This window comes from Clostridium carboxidivorans P7 (assembly GCF_001038625.1).
In the GTDB taxonomy this organism is placed as follows: Bacteria; Bacillota; Clostridia; order Clostridiales; family Clostridiaceae; genus Clostridium_AM; species Clostridium_AM carboxidivorans.
Genome location: NZ_CP011803.1, coordinates 5,471,265 through 5,490,549, shown reverse-complemented (window position 1 = coordinate 5,490,549; position 19,285 = coordinate 5,471,265). Strand labels below are relative to the sequence as shown.

Below are 19,285 nucleotides of genomic sequence, written 5' to 3'. Positions count from 1 at the left end.
AAAATTTCAAAAGTTTAATTTTCTATTATAAAACTTATTTAAATTAACAAAATTCTTTTTTCAGCTTATCTGTTAGCTCTTCAATATTTTCCTCAAACCACCTACAAAGCATAGTTGACCAATGAGCATAATGACACAGTACACTTTTATTTGAATTGTTAGATTCATAATACTGACTAAAATAATCACACACTGCAAGTTGATAATAGTATAAATATGCCATCATTTTTATATCATAAGTACTAAGCTTGCTATATTTCGTATAATCCTTTATATATTTTACCAGGTTATCATAATCTATTTTTCCATCAATGCATTTAGGGTCTGCATAAGAATATGATCTTATTAATTCGAAGCAAGCAGGATGAACACAGGCTGAAGTAAAATCAATTATGGCATTAATACAATTCTCTCCACATATAATCTGACTTATAAAATAATCACCGTGAGTATTCTTATAAGTAAATCTATCCATTTGAAGTTTAATACTTTTTATTTTATCTAATAAGCTAATTCTATACTTCAAATCAATGACATTCTGATTTTCACCGTGCTTTAATGCTATATTTAAGGATTTTTCATAAGATATTTTAGCTGCTTTTGGGGTTATAAAGTTAAAAAATTCTTTACCTATTCCACTACTTAATGAAGAAATTCCTTCTAATGCCTTGTGAATTTTTCCTAACATTTCAGCACTTTCTTTCATAAACCATTCAGGTGCTGTATTTACTTCTAATATTTTTCCTTTTATAAAACTCTGTAAATGAAAAATATGCCCCTGGTACTCTAATAAATACTCACCATTCCTAGTTTTATAAAATTCTGATACAGGAACTTCATTTTCTGATAACATATTATTTATTAAAGGTTCTTTATCAGGATGATTCATAAATATCATCTCAATATCCTTAAATATATAATCTCCGTTCTCTGTAATTATATGAAAACATTCTGACGAGGCACCTTCCAAAATAGGATTTATATTTTTAATAATCCCAACATCATAATTTTTTTCTATTATTTGCCCTATTTCTGATATTGTAAAACCCCTCTTATCCATTTAAACTCTCCTTTATGCTGCATCCTAAATATTATTCTTTTACCCAGTAACTACTACAATCATTAGAACGTTCCATAAAACCATACTCAATTAAGGCCCTTCTGGTAGTAGCATAGTCCTCATTTATTCTTTGTAAAATTCTATTTATCTCTTTTTCGGAGTACTTCTTTCCTTTAGAAAAATTCTTAACTATTTCCGATAAAACTATTATTTTCTTCTTTTCCCTGGATGGGAATGTTTTTATTGCTCCATTTTCATCTATATAATTTTTAATTGTACTCTCTCTTTCATTATCAGTAATGTTATATCTATCATCTATGGTAGTTGCTGTTTTGTGAGCATCACATAAAATATCTTTGTCTAATATGTTTACCTTCTTTTTTGTGTTTGATGATATTAATTCCATCACCGATAAAAATAATCTTGCTTGCTTTTCTTTCTCACGTAATTTATAACGATGATTTCTTATAGTAGACTGTGCTACCCCTAGCTTTACTGCAATTTCCTTATCAGTTAATCCTGATGCTATTAGTACTAACAACTCTCTTTGAACCTGTGATATTCCTATGAAGGACGGATTCATATCTAATAAATATTCTAAAGTAGATCCATGTTTTTCTGATATATGAAGCTCAGTGGCCTTTTTTGAATCATAGAGCATGGAATCTATTTCATATATTCTTCCCTTTGTAAATTCTTCCTCACAAATTATACATTTATAACTTTCTTCTAACTCAACATAACCTTTTTTCACCTCTTCAATACTTGCATCCCAAAATAGTTCTTTATTACTTTTATTCATATTATCTGACACCTCTACATTTATTTATATATTAAATTATATACTTATTTTAGTTTTATGTCTATATATAAATAAACTTTTTATAATTAAGTCTACAATTATATAGTAACATCAAAAAATATCACCTCTATATAATGCCTACTATTTTAATTATTTACACTGCTCAATGTAATTTCAACTTTGCTAAATTAAAGATTTTTCGTAGTGTAACGGAGAAAAATCCTCCTTCACTGTCCTCTGTCAATTGTCCTCTGTCCTCTTAAAAAAATTATTTGGCATAATTTTTTATATTATGATTTAACTAAAATATCAAATTACGCACACTATAATTAACATTTTAATTTTTTTTAGCTGTTTTATTGACAAATTAATATTTTTTGTCTACTATTTATTATATAATTCTATTTTAAGAGGTGAAAAACATGAACATAATAGAAACAAAAAATCCAAAGTTTACGATTAGATTTGCAACACCTGAAGATGCTAGCTTAGTTGTAGAATATATGATAAAATTGGGTACATATCAAAAAATGGCAGATAAAATTACAGCAACTAAAGAAAATGTTCATAAGCTTTTATCAGAAAATAAGGGAGAAGCGATTTTTGGTGATTATGATGGAGAAACTGCTGCTTTTATTTACTTTTGTCATAATTCATCAGCTTTTATAGGACAAGCAGGTCTTTATATAGATGCCTTTTATATTGATAAAAGTGTACGTTCCAAAGGACTTGGGAAAATTATGATGGCTTTTATTTCAAAGCTTGCACTTGAAAGAGGTTGTAAAAGAGTAGAGTGGGGTTGTTTAGATTGGAACGAGCCAAGCATTAATTTTTATAAGGAACTTGGTGCAGTTAGTGTTGATACTATGACAATATATAGGTTTTCTCAAGATAAATTAAAAGAAAATGCTGATAGATTTTAAATATACATGAATTTAATCAAATATATTCTAAAGTTTATTTCATCTTAATTTTTATGCGAGAAGTTGAATAGTTAAAAACTAAAATCTTTTTAAAGAAATTGAAATTTGTAAGTTGTGTGCATTTTCATAATGAAAATATGGATTTGATATCTCTACATAATTTTTTAGAGACAATGTTAATAATTAATTCTTCCACGGCCGAAATGCTTGCAATAAAACAAACTAAAATAGTTGCTGTGTGCAATCCTAATCCAATATATATAAATGGTAAGCAAAACAAAGCCATCCCTGTTAACTTATTAGCATAGGTATGTAAAAAGGTGATTTGTTTATATCGTATAAAACCAACACTCAGCGATGCCAACCGAATAACTGCAATAATAACTACCCAATATACGACCAATAAAGGAAATTTAAAATTAAACATGAATATGAACAACAAAACTATAACCATAAAAAAGTCTGCAATACTATCAAGAATCTGCCCATTTTTACTTACTAAATTCATCTTTCGTGCAATCATTCCATCTAAAACATCGCTGATGCCGCATATAAAATATATGATAAAAAATGCTTGAGAAAATGGTTTTATAAACACCAAAACTATTGTTCCTAGTATTCTTGTTGTTGTAATTAAATTTGGAATATTCCTCACTTTTATCACCATCACTCTACTATAAATTATGATCCACACAAATTTACTATTTGCTTAGGCAAGATTATACTGAAACTATGTTCTAATCCGCTTGATAATTCTATTCTTCAGGTTTAAATGAAAAATTATCATGAATAATTTGCCACTTATTATACATACATTCCAAATATAAAGTACTTCTTACTGCTAGAACCAGAAAACTTTTATATTTCATCCAGTTTTTTTCTTAAATCTGCTATGTAGACTAATTGCTGCTTTTTTATATACAAGCCTGCAAACAAGTTCATTAGAGGATTATTTACTGATACTTCTTCTGTAAATTCAATCTTCGTACCATTATTAACAGGAGTAAAAACTCCAATCCAATGCCCCTTCATATTTTTATTAGTCATATCAAATTCATATCGCTCATAAGGCTTTTTTAAAGTAATATTAAATTCAGTAGTGAAATTATCTTTTGTATATTCCATAAAAGAGTTTCCATCTGCTGAAACATCAATTTTACTTAAATCGCTCCGCCACTCATATTCATTGTTATTTGTGACTACTTCCCATACTTTTTTTATATCTGTTTTTAATGTCGCTGTAATGACTGATTTCTTCATATTATATGTTCTCCCTAATAAATTTACTACTTATCTTTTACTAAATTATACCATACCCTAACTTTGAAGTTTTATCTGTTTTTAAGGACAACATAAAAGAACTGCTTCTTTAAAACAGTAAATATCATCTGTTCCTGATCTATTCTAAACATACTTAAAAGCCCTCAAGTGTATACACTCAAGGGCTCTAGGATTCTCTAAAAAATCAACTCTCCTGGCTTATAGCCTTCAGGTAATTCTTCTTCACTTAAAAATTTAAAATTGTCGTCACGAAGTATTGGTAAAAATGCTTCATATGGAATTTTGGAAAACTCACAAGCATAATCACTGGCTCCAAACCACTTACCCTCTTTGCTACTCAAATTCAAATCTCTAGCAAACTTTGTATGGTTTGAGCAATCATGAACTGCTAAATCCCAATTTTCTTCATCGGCTATTTTCATGAATTTAAGAGTTAATTCCCTGCTCCAAATTGGAGAAATATAGCCATGTCTACAGCTGTACATGTTTTCCCCATAATAATTGTCTATGTTATTCTGATTTAAATGTAATTCTGCACAGTTTATAAAATCAAGCTTTGTATCTAAGATTGCTTGCTTTTTCTTAAAAAATGCTTCAAAAAATTCAGGAGTCATTGGAGTTTCAATACCTACAGTTTTAATATATTTTTTGGCTATTCCAATGTTTTGAATAACTTTGTCTGAGCAATTAGATGCTCCAAGGTTGAAACGTATCTCATCAAGACCAGCTTCAGCTAATGCTTTCAACGTTTCTTCTGTAGCCAAAATACCATTTGTATATAGATGTTGATGAATTTGTGCATCCCTAAATTTCCTTATGATGGAATAATATTTTTCAATCTCCATAAATGGCTCTAAATAAACATATGAAATACCAGTAGGCTTTTTGTGTATGGAAAGAAGTAAATCTATATCCTTCTCATAAAATTTTGTATCTCCAATTTCCCACATACCTTCACCAATAGGAGGAATATTTTCTAAATCTCCATAATTGTAACAGAACTTACACTCTATATTACACTTGTTGGTTTTCCTAATTGCACTCAAGCCAGTTCCCAAAAGACAAGAACGACACCCTTGAGAGAACTTGCTTTCGTTTCCCACGAAAAAAGTTCTATTATCCAAAGTTTTTAAACCTTTAATTTCTGACATTAACATATTATTTCTATGTTCAATTGCTTCCTCAATTTGTGCAAAGGCAGCATAAATGATTTCTTGTTGTTTTACCATAAGTTCCTCATCCTCTGGTAACATGGAAAAAAACTCAAACCACTGCAGCGCATCTTTCTTTGAAATTTTCATAATGTATCCTCCTCTATTTATATGTTCCCACACACGAAGGCCCTCGAATGTGTGTACATCCAAGGGCTTTAAACCATTGACATTACTAACTTTTATCTATATGTGTTTTTATAGTATCCACATACAACGTGTATATCTTAACATCATTATAGCATACTTTTTTATATCAAACTATATTTTTATATATCCTAAAGCCATTACATTCCAATTATATTTGGTACTTAAATGATACTATGGACTAGCTTTTATTCTGATGGAAGGAAGAGTTATAGTTTGTTCTCATTCTACATTGAATTACATGCTCACATTATAATCACACTTTTGGCATTGAGCAAGTGTATTTTCGTTATCCTCAATATGATAAGCACCAGACCATTTACAAATACTTTGCAGAATTGGAACTACAGACTGACCTTTCAAAGTCAATGAATACTCAACTCTTGGAGGTATTTCATCATAAGACTGTCTTTTTATGATTTCATCTGTAACCAATTCCTTCAATGTTGCAGCTAGTACAGCATCTGTTATATTTGTCATTTCACTCCGAATAGAACTGTATCTCAAAGTTTCCCTTTCAGCTAAAACGCATATTATTCTTGATTTCCACTTACCACCAAAAACAGTTAATCCGTACTCCAGCGGACAACGAATATCTTTTTCTAATTTAGGTTTATACATTGGCTTTCTCCTTAATTTTTTAACTATAGTATATGACAATTCTTTCTAGAATAAAAGTTACTATGAAATTTATTAGTAACTCATAAACTTGCTAATATATTCTGTTTTCCAAGTCATCTTGTTATAATTCATAGGAGCTCATCAATAAGAGCTACTAAAAATTATTCAGGAGGTATTTTCATGAAAGTAAATGCTTATTTGGAAATCACAATGAAAATCAACAACAACAATCGTCAAGCTGCTGCAAAGGTCTATACAGATTATAGAAAACCATTTCTTGAAACAATCGAAGGTGCATTAACAAAAGATCTTTTAATTCGTGATGAAGATGTTCAAGTTCTTCATGGCTTCGACAACATTGAACACGCAAAGGCCTACTTAGAAAGTGAAATGTTCAAAAATGATGTCTTTGTAGGATTACAACCTCTGTGGAATGCAGACCCAGAAGTAAAAATCTACAGCGCAGCTTAATAAAAAAATGCATATGTAAAAATTATTTTTACATATGCATAACTAATATATTATTTTGGTATTTTTTACCCAGTAACATAATCTTATTTACCTAATTATTCTATAGCTTCATATCATTCAAAATATCCCTTAATTTTTTTAATTCATCATTTGTTAAAGTTACTCCCTTACCCATCTTTTCATGTTCAGGTGACCAATCTCTAATATCAAATTTAGGTTCTTTATCATTCCAACTTATAAGATTTAATTCTTTATTCCATCCTTTTGGTGATTCTGAAAGAGCTCCTATATTTTCTTTTATTTCATATTTTATATTTGCCATACCTCTGCCTCCATAATTTATTAAATATTTTTTTATTCATTTTCTTCTTAAGATTACTTTATTATTTTTTTAGTTATTGCGTTAAATAAGAAAATTATACATCATCATGATTATAGATTACTTTCATTTTTTTATAGAAAATTCTTTTACATTTTTCTTATTCCTATGTACAAAATTATACCCTTTTAAATCAGTTAGGTTATAAACAACTGACCACTGCAATTTATCTTCCCCATTAGACCCATGCACGCCAATTTGTGCAAGCAAGTCTATAGTTTGATCTCTTGTCAACTTTCCATTATTCTCTTCAATGACATTTTTGGCTGCATTATATCTATCAAATTCACTATAGCCTTCACCAATATTTAGTCTATTATATGCAATAAAATTTGATGCAATCTGATACGATTTATCTGCTTTAACAACCTGTAATCCTCCATCCCAATACTCAACAATAACCGATTTGCCAGTTGCATCTGCAATTAAGTAATGGCATTTAACATTTCCTGAGAAATATATATTATATTTACGTAATAGTTCAACTGCCTCAGTCACTGTTGCAGCCTTATCCAGCACAAGTCTAATTGCAGTGGTGGTATTTAACGTTACTTTATTTTTATCTTTGCCCATATGAACTTCAGGAACCGCAAGCAGTGCTATAGAAACACCCTTTTCATTCATACCGTCAAATGGCAGATATGGTGCCGCCAATGTTAAAAAACTATTTATTTTTGTAGGAGTTGGCAAATTGTCTTTTGAATACCCTGCAAAAGATAAATTAACAGTTGACACAGAAGCATACCCGTTTTTAGGCTTTGTCCATAATTGCAACGATGGTGAGTATGTAAAATCAAAATTTCTTGCAAAAATGGTATCTCCCTTATCATCTTTTGTAACAAATGCCGTGCAGCCAGCTCCAGTTACATTTATATTTATGGGTATTCCTTTTAGTAATCTCTTCGTGACAAATTTTTCAATGTCCCTATCACTTTTTGCTCCAACTTTTAAAAATTCATCAAACCCATAATCCCCATAGTAAGTCATTTCATACATTGGATAATTATCAATAACTTTTAATGAAGCCAGACTTTTTAACTCATTAGAAAATAATACTAATGCTATCACCACAATAAATAAAATAAAACATAGTATACCAATAACTATTTTTTTACCTATATTCCTCTTTATCATTTAGTAGTCCTCTTAATAACACTTGTTTTACCTTTCCTTGCTATTCTGTTTTAATCACTTGTAATTATATCATGTATAACCAACTTGCTCCATATGACCTATAGTCATTTCAATCGTTTCATACTATTTTTTCAAGGAATTGTTCAGTATTTAGAGACCATTATCCGCATTTCCTTTCTCGGTAGTTACGTCACATTATTTTCAAATTTCCATCATAATTTAGAAAACATATAAAGTCCACAATTATTTCACAAATTCAGATAATAGCGTTGCTATAATGAAATTGTAAACGAGGAAGAAGTTAATATGCAGTATGATCCAAATTATAAAAAGGAGTGAAATTATGAAAAATAACTTAGTTAAAAGCCTTCGTTATGTAATATTAGCTGCTGTTCTTATTTTTGTTACTATACAATCCTACTTACATGCTAATATTGGTGGTAAAGATTACGCCTCAATCCATGCATTATGTCCTTATGGTGCATTAGAATCCTTGTATAGTTTACTCTTTAGCGGCACCTTTATTAAAAAAATTTTTTCTGGTACCTTCATCCTGCTTGGGCTAACATTAATCCTTGCACTTATCTTTAGAAGAAGCTTTTGCGGTCTGATTTGTCCATTTGGAACCATTCAAGAAATTTTTGGCAAACTCGGTAAAAAGCTTTTTAAGAAAAGATTTGAATTACCTAAAAAAATAGACAATCCTCTAAGATACTTAAAATATGTTGTTCTCTTTGTAACAGTATACTATGGATGGAAAACTGCAGGATTATGGATGTCTCCTTATGATCCATGGGCTGCTTATGGACATGCAGGTGAAGGCCTAACTCCCCTTATAGAAGAATTCCCAATGGGCTCTATATTATTATTAGTTACTATTATTGGCTCAATATTATATGATAGATTTTTCTGTAAATACCTTTGCCCTATGGGTGCCTTTTATGGAATAGTATCAAAAGTAAGCCCTGGAAAAATTACTAGAGATGAAAATACCTGTGTAAATTGTGGATTATGTACTAAAAATTGTCCTGCTAATATTAAGGTTTCTGAGATGAAAACAATTAAATCTGCTGAATGCCTAAATTGCCAAAGCTGTATATTATCTTGTCCAATAAAGGATACACTTAAATTTAAATTCTTAGGTAAAAAAATTGCACCTTTAGTGGTTATAATTATTGTAGTTTCAATATTCTTTGGCGGCATTGCAATTACTAAGATGACAAATGTATATGAGACAACCCCAGCACCTATAACCTCTTCTACAACTCTTAACCCAGAAGAAATTAAAGGTTATATGACCATTCAAGATGCTGCCACAGCTTCAAAAATGGATATAGGTGAATTATATAAAAAGTTAAATATACCTACTACAGTACCAAAAGATACTAAATTAAAAGATGTTAAGAACCTTGTACCAGGCTTTGAATTTGAAACAGCTAAAGAAAGCTTAAAGTAAAAGATTTCGAACTAACTACTCCGTAGGAGAAAATAATAGGAGCTACCATATGGTAGCTCCTCATTCTGTTTCATTATTAACTTATTTTTCTACAGATAAATCTTTATTTCCTGCCCATTCATAGTATGATCCATCATAATTTTTTGCTTTTTCATATCCAGCTATTTTTAATATTAATGTAACATCTGCTGATCTTATTCCTTTTGTACAGTATGAAACTATTTCATCATCCTTATTGATTCCTTTTGAAGATAACAATGTTTCTATATCCTTTTGACTTTTTAATGTACCATCACTGTTATAAAATTGTGTCCAAGTTATATTTATAGCTTTAGGCAAATGTCCGCCTCTAGCTTCGCCATATTTAACAGCTCCATTATACTCATCAACTTCTCTAGCATCTATTATTTTTATTTTATCTATATTTTTATTTATGTAGTCAGTTGTAACATTTATACTTTCATCCATTGCTGAAATTTTAAATGCTACAGCTTTAGGTGTTGGTACTTTTCTATCTGATGGATATTTTTTACTCTTCCAAGCATTCCATCCGCCATTTAACATTTTTACATTTTTAATACCAGCAGACTTAAGTGTCCAGGCAATTCTTCCATCTTCTGCCCACCCTGTTGGAGGTGCACCGTAAACAACTACAGTTTTTGTGCCATCAATTCCTAATTTGCCTATAACATCTGCAAGTTTTGATGGTTCAAGTAAATTTCCAAAGCCTTTATCACCAGGTTTTTTATTCTCCATGTCTGTAAACGGTTGCCATTTTACATTAATAGAATTTGGAATATGATTTATAATATAAGCTTTTGGATCCCTTGCATCAAGTATTACTATACCTTTATCAATGTTATCTTTCACCCAATCTGCACTAACAAATAAATCATTATTAACATATTTAGCAGCACCTTCTGCAGGTTTAGAACTTTCTTGTGATACAGCAGCTTGCTTTTGTGAGCATCCAACTAATGCAAGTGAAGACACTAAAACTATAGAAGCTATTAATGATAGTAATTTTTTCATTTTAATCCCCCTCCCTTTGTTTTCATCAATAATTATACCATAATCATCATTTTTTTCTTATTTGTATTACTAATAGAGATATTAAGTAATATAAGAATTGCCAATAGTAAAATACCTTTTTAGTTCTAATTTAAACCCATTTTTGGAGAGCTTTTATCAGGTCTATTTTTTCTAGAAGTGTTGAAAACTTTCAAATTACTCATAAAGTATTTTCTCTACTTTCTAAGTGCTTCTTTTCTCAAGCTAATAGCCTTTCTGTAATTTATACCATATCCAACTGCTGTTTTTTTAAAGTAGTTCCTTTAATATACAAGGATTGCCTCTTAACCAATTATTATTTTTGCTTGCGACAAAAAACACTGCAGAATTCAAAATTGAATAATACAGTGTTCATGTAATTTCTATAGTTATGTAGCATAGTTTTCAAATTACGTATCAAATTTCAATCATAATTCTATCATCACCAACAGTGTTAACTGGTCCAACAAAAGAATGTACTATAACCTCTAACGTAATTAAATAACCACATCTCTATAGATAACTTCCTTTGAGTTCTCTTCTAACTTGAGTTGATCAACTTTAGGCTGTTGTTTAATGATATTTTTAACATTAATATCCGAAAAATATTGTTTTTTTTATATAAAAATGCTACACTTTGTAGTGCAAATAATCAAAGAGGTGATATAACTTATGAAATTAGGCATTAGTATACTTTCGGAACAACTTTCAGATTATATTACTTGTTCCAAATGTAATGATTTTTCTAATGAGTTGAATTTAAATCGTCCTGAACACTATATAGATCAAAAGGTATTACTAAGCAGCCATTTATATATTGCTTCGGCATTAACTTTATCAGATTCGATTATAGCCGAATCAGCCAGTTGCCTTATCTGTGTCGGAAAACCTCCAGAAGAATATTTTATGCAGAACTTTTCAATACTTTGTGTTTCAGATAACATCAATGTTCTTTCACTTTTTAACATGGTACAAAACATATATGATAGATATGATGTATGGGATCAACGTATGCAGCAATGTATTAACTCTTATTCAGATTTACAAGATATCATTGATGTATCCGATGCAATTTTCCAAAATCCAATTTATTTTAGCGACGCAAATTACCTAATCCTAGCTGAATCACATAACAATCCACTGAATATCAAATATAACTATATTCCTGAAAGGTGCATAAACAACTTAAAATGTAATAAAGATTATGAAGAAATGTGGCAAAGTGGTGTACCAACTATTTCATATCATGATTACAGACATCTTTCCATTGTAGTTAAATCACAGGGCAAATTTGTTATCTTTATATCAATTATGGAATCTAATATCCATTTTCGAACTAGTGACTCGGCTCTATTACAATATATGTCAAATTATGTATTGCTTAGTTATGATCAAAATTTAATGCGCAGCGAAAACTCCTATTCTTCATTAGAGTACTTTATAAAACAATACCTAAACAATCAACACATTTCTGATCGGGATTTTGAAAAAGCACTTATGTCACTTAATTGGAAAATAGATCACACTTATTATGTTTGCTATATTGAGCTAACTGAAGTGGAGCTTCGTTATAACATGGTTAAATATCAATGCTCTCAGATAGAAAATTTATTTACTTCTGCTGCAATTGTATTTGAATATAACAGTAGTATAACTACAGTTATAAATCTTTCATTAATAGATGATCCTAAAACTACTGAAGCAAACTTAAGGTTACTTTTACAGAATAGTAACCTCAAGGGAGGGAAAAGTCGAGAATTTAACAATATAAATAATGTGAGAAATTATTATATTCAAGCTTTTTCTGCGCTGGAAATTGGTAAGAGTGCAGATTCTAACTTGTATTTTTATAATTTTGAAGATTATTGTTTACAGTATATGCTTAAAAACTCTTACCAAAATCTTATTCCAGAATCTCTATGCCCAAGTGGTCTTATTCAAATGAATGAATATGATAAAGTACATAATACACAATATGTATTAACCTTGAAAACTTATTTTGAACAGAAATTTAATGTAACACATGCAGCAAAAAAATTATATATTCACAGAACAACTTTCATAGAGCGCTTAAGTAGAATTAAAAACTTTATTGGCATTGATTTTGAAGATTCACGCGAGTGCCTATATCTTATGATTGCTTTAGAAATCATGAATTAGAAAGCTTTATGATAACATAAACATTAGCCCTTTAATCTATTTTTAGACAAGAAAAAAAACAGGGTTAGATACCCTGTTAATGCACGTATTATGGCATTTACTCTTTTAATAATTCTGAAAGCAACTTACCATTAATTGCAAAGTTATCTGCTCCAAGAAAATGATAAGCAAAATAGTTAACTTTCAAATTTGGATTTTCTATAGTATTAAGGATCACTTCATTTATAGCTTTAGAGAGTTCTGATATTTTTTCTTTTTCTATTGCAGGTCCTTGAATTTCTACAGTTATCACTGGATTTTCATTATCATACAGCTTCCCGCGAATGTAGTAAGTATCGTATTCGTTAAAATATATTTCTATATCTGGAATTGCAGTGATATTACAGGTACTTTCGTAGATTCTTTCAGCTATAAGATTTTTTTTATCTTGCTGAAGTTTCAAAGTTTTAATGTTAATAATTGGCATTTTGTACTCCTCCTTTAAATTTATGTGTTTATTTCGCATCTATAAATATATTGTACTATGTCATTTGCATTCTTAATATCCGTAATTCATTGATTTTTTTTTATAAAAACACTACACTTTGCAGTGTGATCATCTATCATCTTAATATTTATTCTCATCCACCTTATATTCGGTGTTTATCTTGAATAGTTTCTTGCACCTTCTTTGGTAAAGATTTTACCTTTTCTTGCTTCCTTAACTTTAATAAATAAACCTCAATAATATAATTTCTTTTAAGTTATTAATTAATCGCAAGAAAATTTAAAATTTATAATAAGTACACTTTATCTTTGTATTGCGACGCAAAAAACACTCCAAAATTCATTTATGAATAATGCAGTGTTTCAGTAATCTATTTGTTTTTATGGTTAAGTCATTAAAAAAAGAAAATTATGAACTAATTTATAAATATAAAGCAATAGTATTTAATTATTATTCTCTGAATATTTCATAATTCTTTCTTTTAAGAATACGTTAAATTTATTATATTCATCCTCAGCTAGATTTCTATTAAAACTCATAATCTTTAATTTATGACCTTTATACTCTTTTCTATATGGTGGATGAATATGTTCAAATTCTTGTAACTTAAATCCTAAGTTAGAATAAAATTTTAATCTTTTAATTGATATATCATCTACTGGTGGGTCTATTTCTAAAATTATATTTCCATTATTTTCACAAAAATCTTTTAAAATTCTAGAGCCATAGCTTTTCCCTCTTAAACTAGGGGATATTGCTAAGTGCTCAATATATTTACAGTTATCTAAATCCCAATATAATAATATTCCAACTAATTCATTATTTTCATAAACAGCCATGAAATTATATTTACCATCTTTTAAGACATCTATTTGATTTTTTATAATTCTTTGCTCAAATATAGGAAAACTTACTTTATATATATTCATTACATCATCAAAATAATTATTATCATTAGAATTTATTCTTACAAACTCCATTTCTATTTCCTCCTAATAAATATGTCTAGTTTTTACCCTTCCAAAATTCATCATATATTTTTTCTCCTAACAGTATCGATTTATATATAACTTTATAGTAAATTAAACACTATAAAATTATATCATATTTTTCAAGAGCTTCAGATAGGTATTTGACTACAACATAAAAAACACCATAAAATTCAACTTTGAATAATACAGTGTTCATGTAAATTATTCGTTTTTTCTGTTTTTACTTTAAGTAAAAAATATTGCTAACTAATATGTTTCTATATTTATCTTTGAAATTTATGTTTCTTATAATTAACATAATAGAAAATACCATTAATAATATAAATCCAGCTAATGATATGATATTAGTAATTCTAACTATTAACACTGCAAATAAATGATTTCCATAACCATCCGGGAACATTCCAAGCTTAGCATATTCAAATATAGGATTAGATGATAAAGCAAGTATAGCACTCCCCAAAATGCAATAAAGTAATTTTGCATTTTTACTCATTAAATCTCCCCTTCAAATTCATAATATATTACTTATTTGTCTTTTCATTTATATAAATATCAAGTGCTTTAATCCCTCTGTTAGCAAGTTTTACAAACAATATAAATCCATAAATTCCAATACCTAATAAAGTTAAAATAATTATTAGATTAATAAAAAGCATCATCATCGACATCATACCAAACATAATTATCCCCCCATATATCATTCTATTTATTGGTAATTATATCATTATATTCAATTGAATAATACGGTGTTTCATTAATCTGTTCTACTTTCATTTTTAATCTTGTTAAAGTAATTTTATTCAAGTTATATCAATGCTCATCCTTAACATATTTCCTATAGTCTTCTGCCACTTTTTTTATATCGACTTTTTCAAACTTATTAGCCTTAACTACCCAGTTATCTACAAGGTTAATAAAATAAGGCTCAGTACTATTAGTAACTAGTAGACCTATAATATGTCCAAATTCATAATATACTAATTTAAAATCGCCATCTTTCAAAGAGTACTTTTTTTCTGCAGTGATTATATCGTTATAAAAATTTGAACTTGATACACTTACTGTTTCCCATTTATTTTCACTAGAATACTGTACAATTGCGCTGCAAATATTTTTTCCATTTATCTTATTAAAAAAAATAATTTGATTGGTGCTATAAATAATATTATATATATTATCCAGGCTTGGATTTTCTTCATATAGAATTGCTGGTGAAAAATGATAATATTCAAATCCCTTGTCCATATACATATCAGCTACTTTTTCATAACTTTCTAATCCCCAGTCGCTCTTGCTAAAATCAATACATTGATTAGCACCTTTAAAACTCTCATTAGCTTCATTTTTTATAGCATCAATATTATAATCCTTAACATTCATTATTGTAAATTTTTTAGTGGTTTCCTCTTGCAAAGATTGTCCTCTATCTGACTTAACATTTTTATTTACAGACAGGGTATACATATAATGCGTATCATATTTATCTTCTGGCGTTACTATAACTATTCTTTTACTATCATCTAGATTTATACTGGTCTTAAGTTGTTTTCCTTTGCTATCCGTTATAATTATGTTTCCATTTAATGTACTAGGATCAATCTTTTCATTAAATTCTATACTCCAGGGTCTATTACATGATACGTTAAGTTCTTTTGTTAACTCTTTAGCACTAATATTAAAAGGTATAAAAAAGTTTACTAAAAGTGTAAATGTAATTGTTTTCAATATTTTATTCATACAAATTCACTCCTCCAATTAAATCCATAATAACATATATTATACAACAAGATAGTTTTCCAGTAAATGTACACTAGTTATTTTTCATACCACATTATTCCATTTTTAAAGAGCATCATTCGCATTTCTAATTTAAAAAGTTATGTCGTATAATATTCGGAAAGTCTTTTTAGCCTATCTAAACTTGAAGATTTTTTAGATATAATCAACTTATTTTCAAGAAAAAGTGTATCTATCATAAACACCAAATTTTAATTTAATAGGACTAAATACATAAACCTATTAGGAGGATTTTATAGAAAACTGTAGAATTAATTACCTATATGATAAAGTTTGTATAAATAGGGGGATAAAAAGTGAAAATTAAATTATTGTTTATATCATGTGTTTTAGGGACAAGTTTGCTGTTTTCAAGTAGTGTATTTGCAAAAAATAATATCAATATCAATAGGTTATCCGGACAGGATAGGTATGGAACAAGCAATGCAATAGTTTCTAAAGGATGGACTAAATCGAATTATGCAGTTTTAGTAAACAGTCAAAACTTTCCCGATGCAATAACTGCATCACCTTTAGCTAAAAAATATAATGCACCCATTCTTTTAACTGATGCTAATAGTTTAACTGATTCTACAAAAGAAAAATTACAAAGCCTTGGAGTTGAAAATATTTTTATAATAGGCGGTACGGGAGTGGTAAGTTCACATATAGAAAATACACTTGAAAGTATGGGTATTAGTGTAAAGAGAATATGGGGACAAGATAGATATGAAACTTCTATTAATGTAGCTAAAGAATTAGGAAGTAGTAAAGGTATGTTTGTTGTAAATGGTGAACATTATGAAGATGCATTATCAGCAGCTCCAATTGCAGATAAATTACAATATCCTATTATATTGATTAGTAAAAATAGTGTTCCAGATATAGTCAATAATTATGTAAATAATATAAAAAATAATGGGGGAGCAGTAGAAGTTATAGGTGGAGAAGATATGTTAACTAATGCTGCGGTAAGCAGTTTAAACCCTACTAAAATCTATAATCAATCTAGCAAATACGATAGAAATTTAGCTTTAATCAATAACTATAAGGGACAATTAGATTTGAGTAAAGTATACATTTCTAGTGACAAAGGTTTTGCAGATGCATTAAGTGGTTCAGCATTAGCAGGTCAAAATGGGAATCCTATTATATTAGTTGGAGATAGTAACCAAAGTAATGTAAATAGTTTTATTAGTAATAATAATGTAACTAATGTGAATGTATTAGGTGGAACTGGAGTATTAAGCGATCATGATGTTAATGTTGTTATAGGGAATATGAGTGCAACAAATAATATAGTAACATTTAAGGATAAAAATTTAGAGAAAGCAATAAGAGCTACGATAAACAAACCTACAGGAGAACTTTTAAAAAGCGATGTTAACCAAATTACTGAATTAGATGTTTCTATTATTAATGAACATACGGATATAAAAGATATTAGTGGACTTGAAAACTTAACTAATTTACAAATACTTGCTTTAACTGATACTGAAGTAAGTGATCTAAGTCCATTGAAGAACTTGACTAATTTACAAAAGCTTAATTTACGTTGTGCTCAAGTAAGTGATATAAGCCCATTGAAATACTTGACTAATTTACAAAATCTTAATTTATGGTGTGCTCAAGTAAGTGATATAAGTCCATTAAAGGACTTAACTAATTTACAAAAGCTTGATTTACATATCCCTCAAATAAGTGATACAAGTGCATTAAAGAACTTAACTAATTTACAACAACTTAGTTTACAATATACTCAAGTAAGTCATATAAATGGATTAGAGAACTTAACTAATTTACAACAACTTAATTTAGATCGTACTCAAGTAAGTGATATAAGTGGATTGAAGGACTTAACTAATTTGCAAAAGCTTAATTTGAATAATAATCAAGTAAGTAATATAAGTCCATTGAAATACTTAACTAATTTACAAGAACTTGATTTGAGTAGTAATCAAGTAAGTGATATAAGTCCATTGAAATACTTAACTAATTTACAAAAACTTGATTTGAATAATAATCAAGTAAGTGATGTAAGCCCATTGAAATACTTAACTAATTTACAAGACCTTCTTTTGAATGTTAATCAAATAAGTGATATAAGTCCATTGAAGGACTTAATTAATTTACAAGGACTTTATTTAGGCATTAATCAAATAAGTGATATAAGTCCATTGAAATACTTAATTAACTTACGAGAGCTTAATTTAAAGCATACTCAAGTAAGTGATGCTGATAAACAATCATTAAAAAATGCTTTACCTAATTGCGTTTTCATTGATTTCTTCGAAAACTGAAAATATTGATATATAAGGGTTTGCAGTAAATTAAACTGTAAGCTCTTTTTTATCTAAAAGTCTATTTATATCAAGTTTACAGTACATCAACGCAATCTTTGTATTGCGACACAAAAACACCACATAATTCAACTTTGAATAATGCAGTGTTTTTCCAAATTGTTCAGTTTTTCAGTTGTTGCGTCAAACAAGAACGTTGTGTCGCAAATATCTAAAACATTATGCTCATTTTGTGTAGTATAGTTTGTCAAAGGATTTTCCTTCATTTACAGCATCTATTAATGCAATCAAATCTTTAATGCTATGAGTTTTAAGCCATTCTCCAACCTCATGTTTACTAATTATGTAGTTATACCTACGAACATCAATATTAGGATTATAGAATTGACTTTGATTTTTAAGCTTAGAAAAATCAGTAATATTCTTACCATTGTTCGTTACTTTTACCCAAGCGTCATAACTATAATTTTCTCGATAATCATTTTGTGTTGCAATCCCCTCATCAAACCAAATTGGAATAAGCGTTTTAGGTAATATTTTTCCATTATATACTCTATGATGAAGTTCCGCATGAGTTAATTCATGAGCAGTAACATCCACATTTAACCCCTTGGGGGAAATTACAACATAACTATGTGCTCCAAAGAATACAGCAGTAGTAGTTAATGCTGGATTTCCTGTCCAACCCAGTTTTTTAAGTTCCTTCTCATTATTGCTAATGATAATTGTAGGCTTACTTTCAGTGTTGCCCCAGAACGTCACTAATCGCTTATGTGCTTCATCTATAATTGACAGTACCTTGGAACTATCTCCATTAAAATCTTTGTCGATATATATATTATCCTTAACCTGTGTATATCCACGAAGTGGAACTGTCATTTTATATCCAAGGCTTGTAAATTGAATAAAGAATATGCCAATAAGAATTAGAATAAATGCTATAGTCCCTATAATTATATGTTTCTTTTTAACTTTTTTCATTGATTCTTCTCCTTACTTAATTTTTTGTTAAACAAATCCTTCTGTAGTTAA

At 28.8% G+C, this 19,285-nt stretch carries 20 protein-coding genes; 5 read left to right on the top strand and 15 right to left on the bottom strand.

The features are described from left to right. Positions 1 to 43: 43 nt before the first annotated feature. A complete protein-coding gene (locus Ccar_RS24715; protein WP_007061173.1) occupies positions 44 to 1,060 on the bottom strand; it encodes a phosphotransferase in 1,017 nt (338 codons plus the stop codon). 31 nt (positions 1,061 to 1,091) lie between these two features. Continuing rightward, positions 1,092 to 1,862 carry a DUF2087 domain-containing protein gene (locus Ccar_RS24710; RefSeq protein WP_048030470.1) on the bottom strand — a complete coding sequence of 257 codons (771 nt, stop codon included), beginning with the start codon at positions 1,860 to 1,862 and terminating at the stop codon, positions 1,092 to 1,094. A gap of 422 nt (positions 1,863 to 2,284) precedes the next feature. On the opposite strand from Ccar_RS24710, the gene Ccar_RS24705 reads away from it, so the two are divergent. Beyond that, positions 2,285 to 2,785 (top strand): GNAT family N-acetyltransferase, encoded by a 501-nt coding sequence (locus tag Ccar_RS24705; RefSeq protein WP_007061175.1) that lies wholly within the window; start codon positions 2,285 to 2,287, stop codon positions 2,783 to 2,785. A gap of 124 nt (positions 2,786 to 2,909) precedes the next feature. Here the strand turns inward: Ccar_RS24705 and Ccar_RS24700 are convergent, their stop codons facing one another. The 4 genes from Ccar_RS24700 to Ccar_RS24685 form a co-directional block, all read right to left on the bottom strand. Beyond that, on the bottom strand, positions 2,910 to 3,440 hold the full coding sequence (locus tag Ccar_RS24700) for a CDP-alcohol phosphatidyltransferase family protein (protein ID WP_034826659.1): 531 nt from the start codon (positions 3,438 to 3,440) through the stop codon (positions 2,910 to 2,912). A 203-nt stretch (positions 3,441 to 3,643) separates the two neighbouring features. After that, positions 3,644 to 4,045: an SRPBCC family protein gene (locus tag Ccar_RS24695; RefSeq protein ID WP_007061177.1), complete on the bottom strand. Its 402-nt coding sequence runs from the start codon at positions 4,043 to 4,045 to the stop codon at positions 3,644 to 3,646. A gap of 197 nt (positions 4,046 to 4,242) precedes the next feature. Continuing rightward, entirely contained in the window at positions 4,243 to 5,367 is a 1,125-nt protein-coding gene (locus Ccar_RS24690; RefSeq protein WP_007061178.1) for a radical SAM protein, read from the bottom strand. Between the two features lie 294 nt (positions 5,368 to 5,661). Then, positions 5,662 to 6,045: a winged helix-turn-helix transcriptional regulator gene (locus tag Ccar_RS24685; RefSeq protein ID WP_007061179.1), complete on the bottom strand. Its 384-nt coding sequence runs from the start codon at positions 6,043 to 6,045 to the stop codon at positions 5,662 to 5,664. Positions 6,046 to 6,225: 180 nt separating this feature from the next. On the opposite strand from Ccar_RS24685, the gene Ccar_RS24680 reads away from it, so the two are divergent. Beyond that, positions 6,226 to 6,516: a hypothetical protein gene (locus Ccar_RS24680; protein ID WP_007061180.1), complete on the top strand. Its 291-nt coding sequence runs from the start codon at positions 6,226 to 6,228 to the stop codon at positions 6,514 to 6,516. A 100-nt stretch (positions 6,517 to 6,616) separates the two neighbouring features. Here the strand turns inward: Ccar_RS24680 and Ccar_RS24675 are convergent, their stop codons facing one another. Together Ccar_RS24675 and Ccar_RS24670 are read right to left on the bottom strand one after the other, a co-directional pair. Beyond that, positions 6,617 to 6,838: a YdbC family protein gene (locus Ccar_RS24675; RefSeq protein WP_007061181.1), complete on the bottom strand. Its 222-nt coding sequence runs from the start codon at positions 6,836 to 6,838 to the stop codon at positions 6,617 to 6,619. 123 nt (positions 6,839 to 6,961) lie between these two features. Then, the gene (locus Ccar_RS24670) at positions 6,962 to 8,029 is read right to left on the bottom strand and encodes a linear amide C-N hydrolase (protein WP_007061182.1); all 1,068 of its coding nucleotides are present in this window, start codon (positions 8,027 to 8,029) and stop codon (positions 6,962 to 6,964) included. A 343-nt stretch (positions 8,030 to 8,372) separates the two neighbouring features. Between Ccar_RS24670 and Ccar_RS24665 the strand changes: the two genes are divergently transcribed. Then, positions 8,373 to 9,485 (top strand): 4Fe-4S binding protein, encoded by a 1,113-nt coding sequence (locus Ccar_RS24665; RefSeq protein WP_007061183.1) that lies wholly within the window; start codon positions 8,373 to 8,375, stop codon positions 9,483 to 9,485. An 81-nt stretch (positions 9,486 to 9,566) separates the two neighbouring features. Here the strand turns inward: Ccar_RS24665 and Ccar_RS24660 are convergent, their stop codons facing one another. Further along, complete coding sequence (locus tag Ccar_RS24660; protein ID WP_007061184.1) at positions 9,567 to 10,517, bottom strand: sulfurtransferase; 951 nt, start codon at positions 10,515 to 10,517, stop codon at positions 9,567 to 9,569. Between the two features lie 690 nt (positions 10,518 to 11,207). On the opposite strand from Ccar_RS24660, the gene Ccar_RS24655 reads away from it, so the two are divergent. Further along, positions 11,208 to 12,695 (top strand): PucR family transcriptional regulator, encoded by a 1,488-nt coding sequence (locus tag Ccar_RS24655; protein ID WP_007061185.1) that lies wholly within the window; start codon positions 11,208 to 11,210, stop codon positions 12,693 to 12,695. A 97-nt stretch (positions 12,696 to 12,792) separates the two neighbouring features. On the opposite strand, the gene Ccar_RS24650 is transcribed toward Ccar_RS24655, so the two are convergent. The 5 genes from Ccar_RS24650 to Ccar_RS24635 form a co-directional block, all read right to left on the bottom strand. After that, a complete protein-coding gene (locus Ccar_RS24650) occupies positions 12,793 to 13,161 on the bottom strand; it encodes a hypothetical protein (RefSeq protein WP_007061186.1) in 369 nt (122 codons plus the stop codon). Between the two features lie 464 nt (positions 13,162 to 13,625). Continuing rightward, positions 13,626 to 14,162, bottom strand: coding sequence for a GNAT family N-acetyltransferase (locus Ccar_RS24645; RefSeq protein ID WP_007061187.1), 537 nt, complete (start codon positions 14,160 to 14,162; stop codon positions 13,626 to 13,628). A 232-nt stretch (positions 14,163 to 14,394) separates the two neighbouring features. Next, positions 14,395 to 14,670 (bottom strand): hypothetical protein, encoded by a 276-nt coding sequence (locus Ccar_RS24640; RefSeq protein ID WP_007061188.1) that lies wholly within the window; start codon positions 14,668 to 14,670, stop codon positions 14,395 to 14,397. Between the two features lie 28 nt (positions 14,671 to 14,698). Next, positions 14,699 to 14,857: a hypothetical protein gene (locus Ccar_RS27180; protein WP_007061189.1), complete on the bottom strand. Its 159-nt coding sequence runs from the start codon at positions 14,855 to 14,857 to the stop codon at positions 14,699 to 14,701. Between the two features lie 130 nt (positions 14,858 to 14,987). Continuing rightward, entirely contained in the window at positions 14,988 to 15,914 is a 927-nt protein-coding gene (locus Ccar_RS24635; protein ID WP_007061190.1) for an Ig-like domain-containing domain, read from the bottom strand. A 356-nt stretch (positions 15,915 to 16,270) separates the two neighbouring features. Between Ccar_RS24635 and Ccar_RS24630 the strand changes: the two genes are divergently transcribed. Further along, complete coding sequence (locus Ccar_RS24630; protein ID WP_007061191.1) at positions 16,271 to 18,253, top strand: leucine-rich repeat domain-containing protein; 1,983 nt, start codon at positions 16,271 to 16,273, stop codon at positions 18,251 to 18,253. 225 nt (positions 18,254 to 18,478) lie between these two features. On the opposite strand, the gene Ccar_RS24625 is transcribed toward Ccar_RS24630, so the two are convergent. Next, a complete protein-coding gene (locus Ccar_RS24625; RefSeq protein ID WP_007061192.1) occupies positions 18,479 to 19,234 on the bottom strand; it encodes a hypothetical protein in 756 nt (251 codons plus the stop codon). Between the last annotated feature and the right edge of the window lie 51 nt (positions 19,235 to 19,285).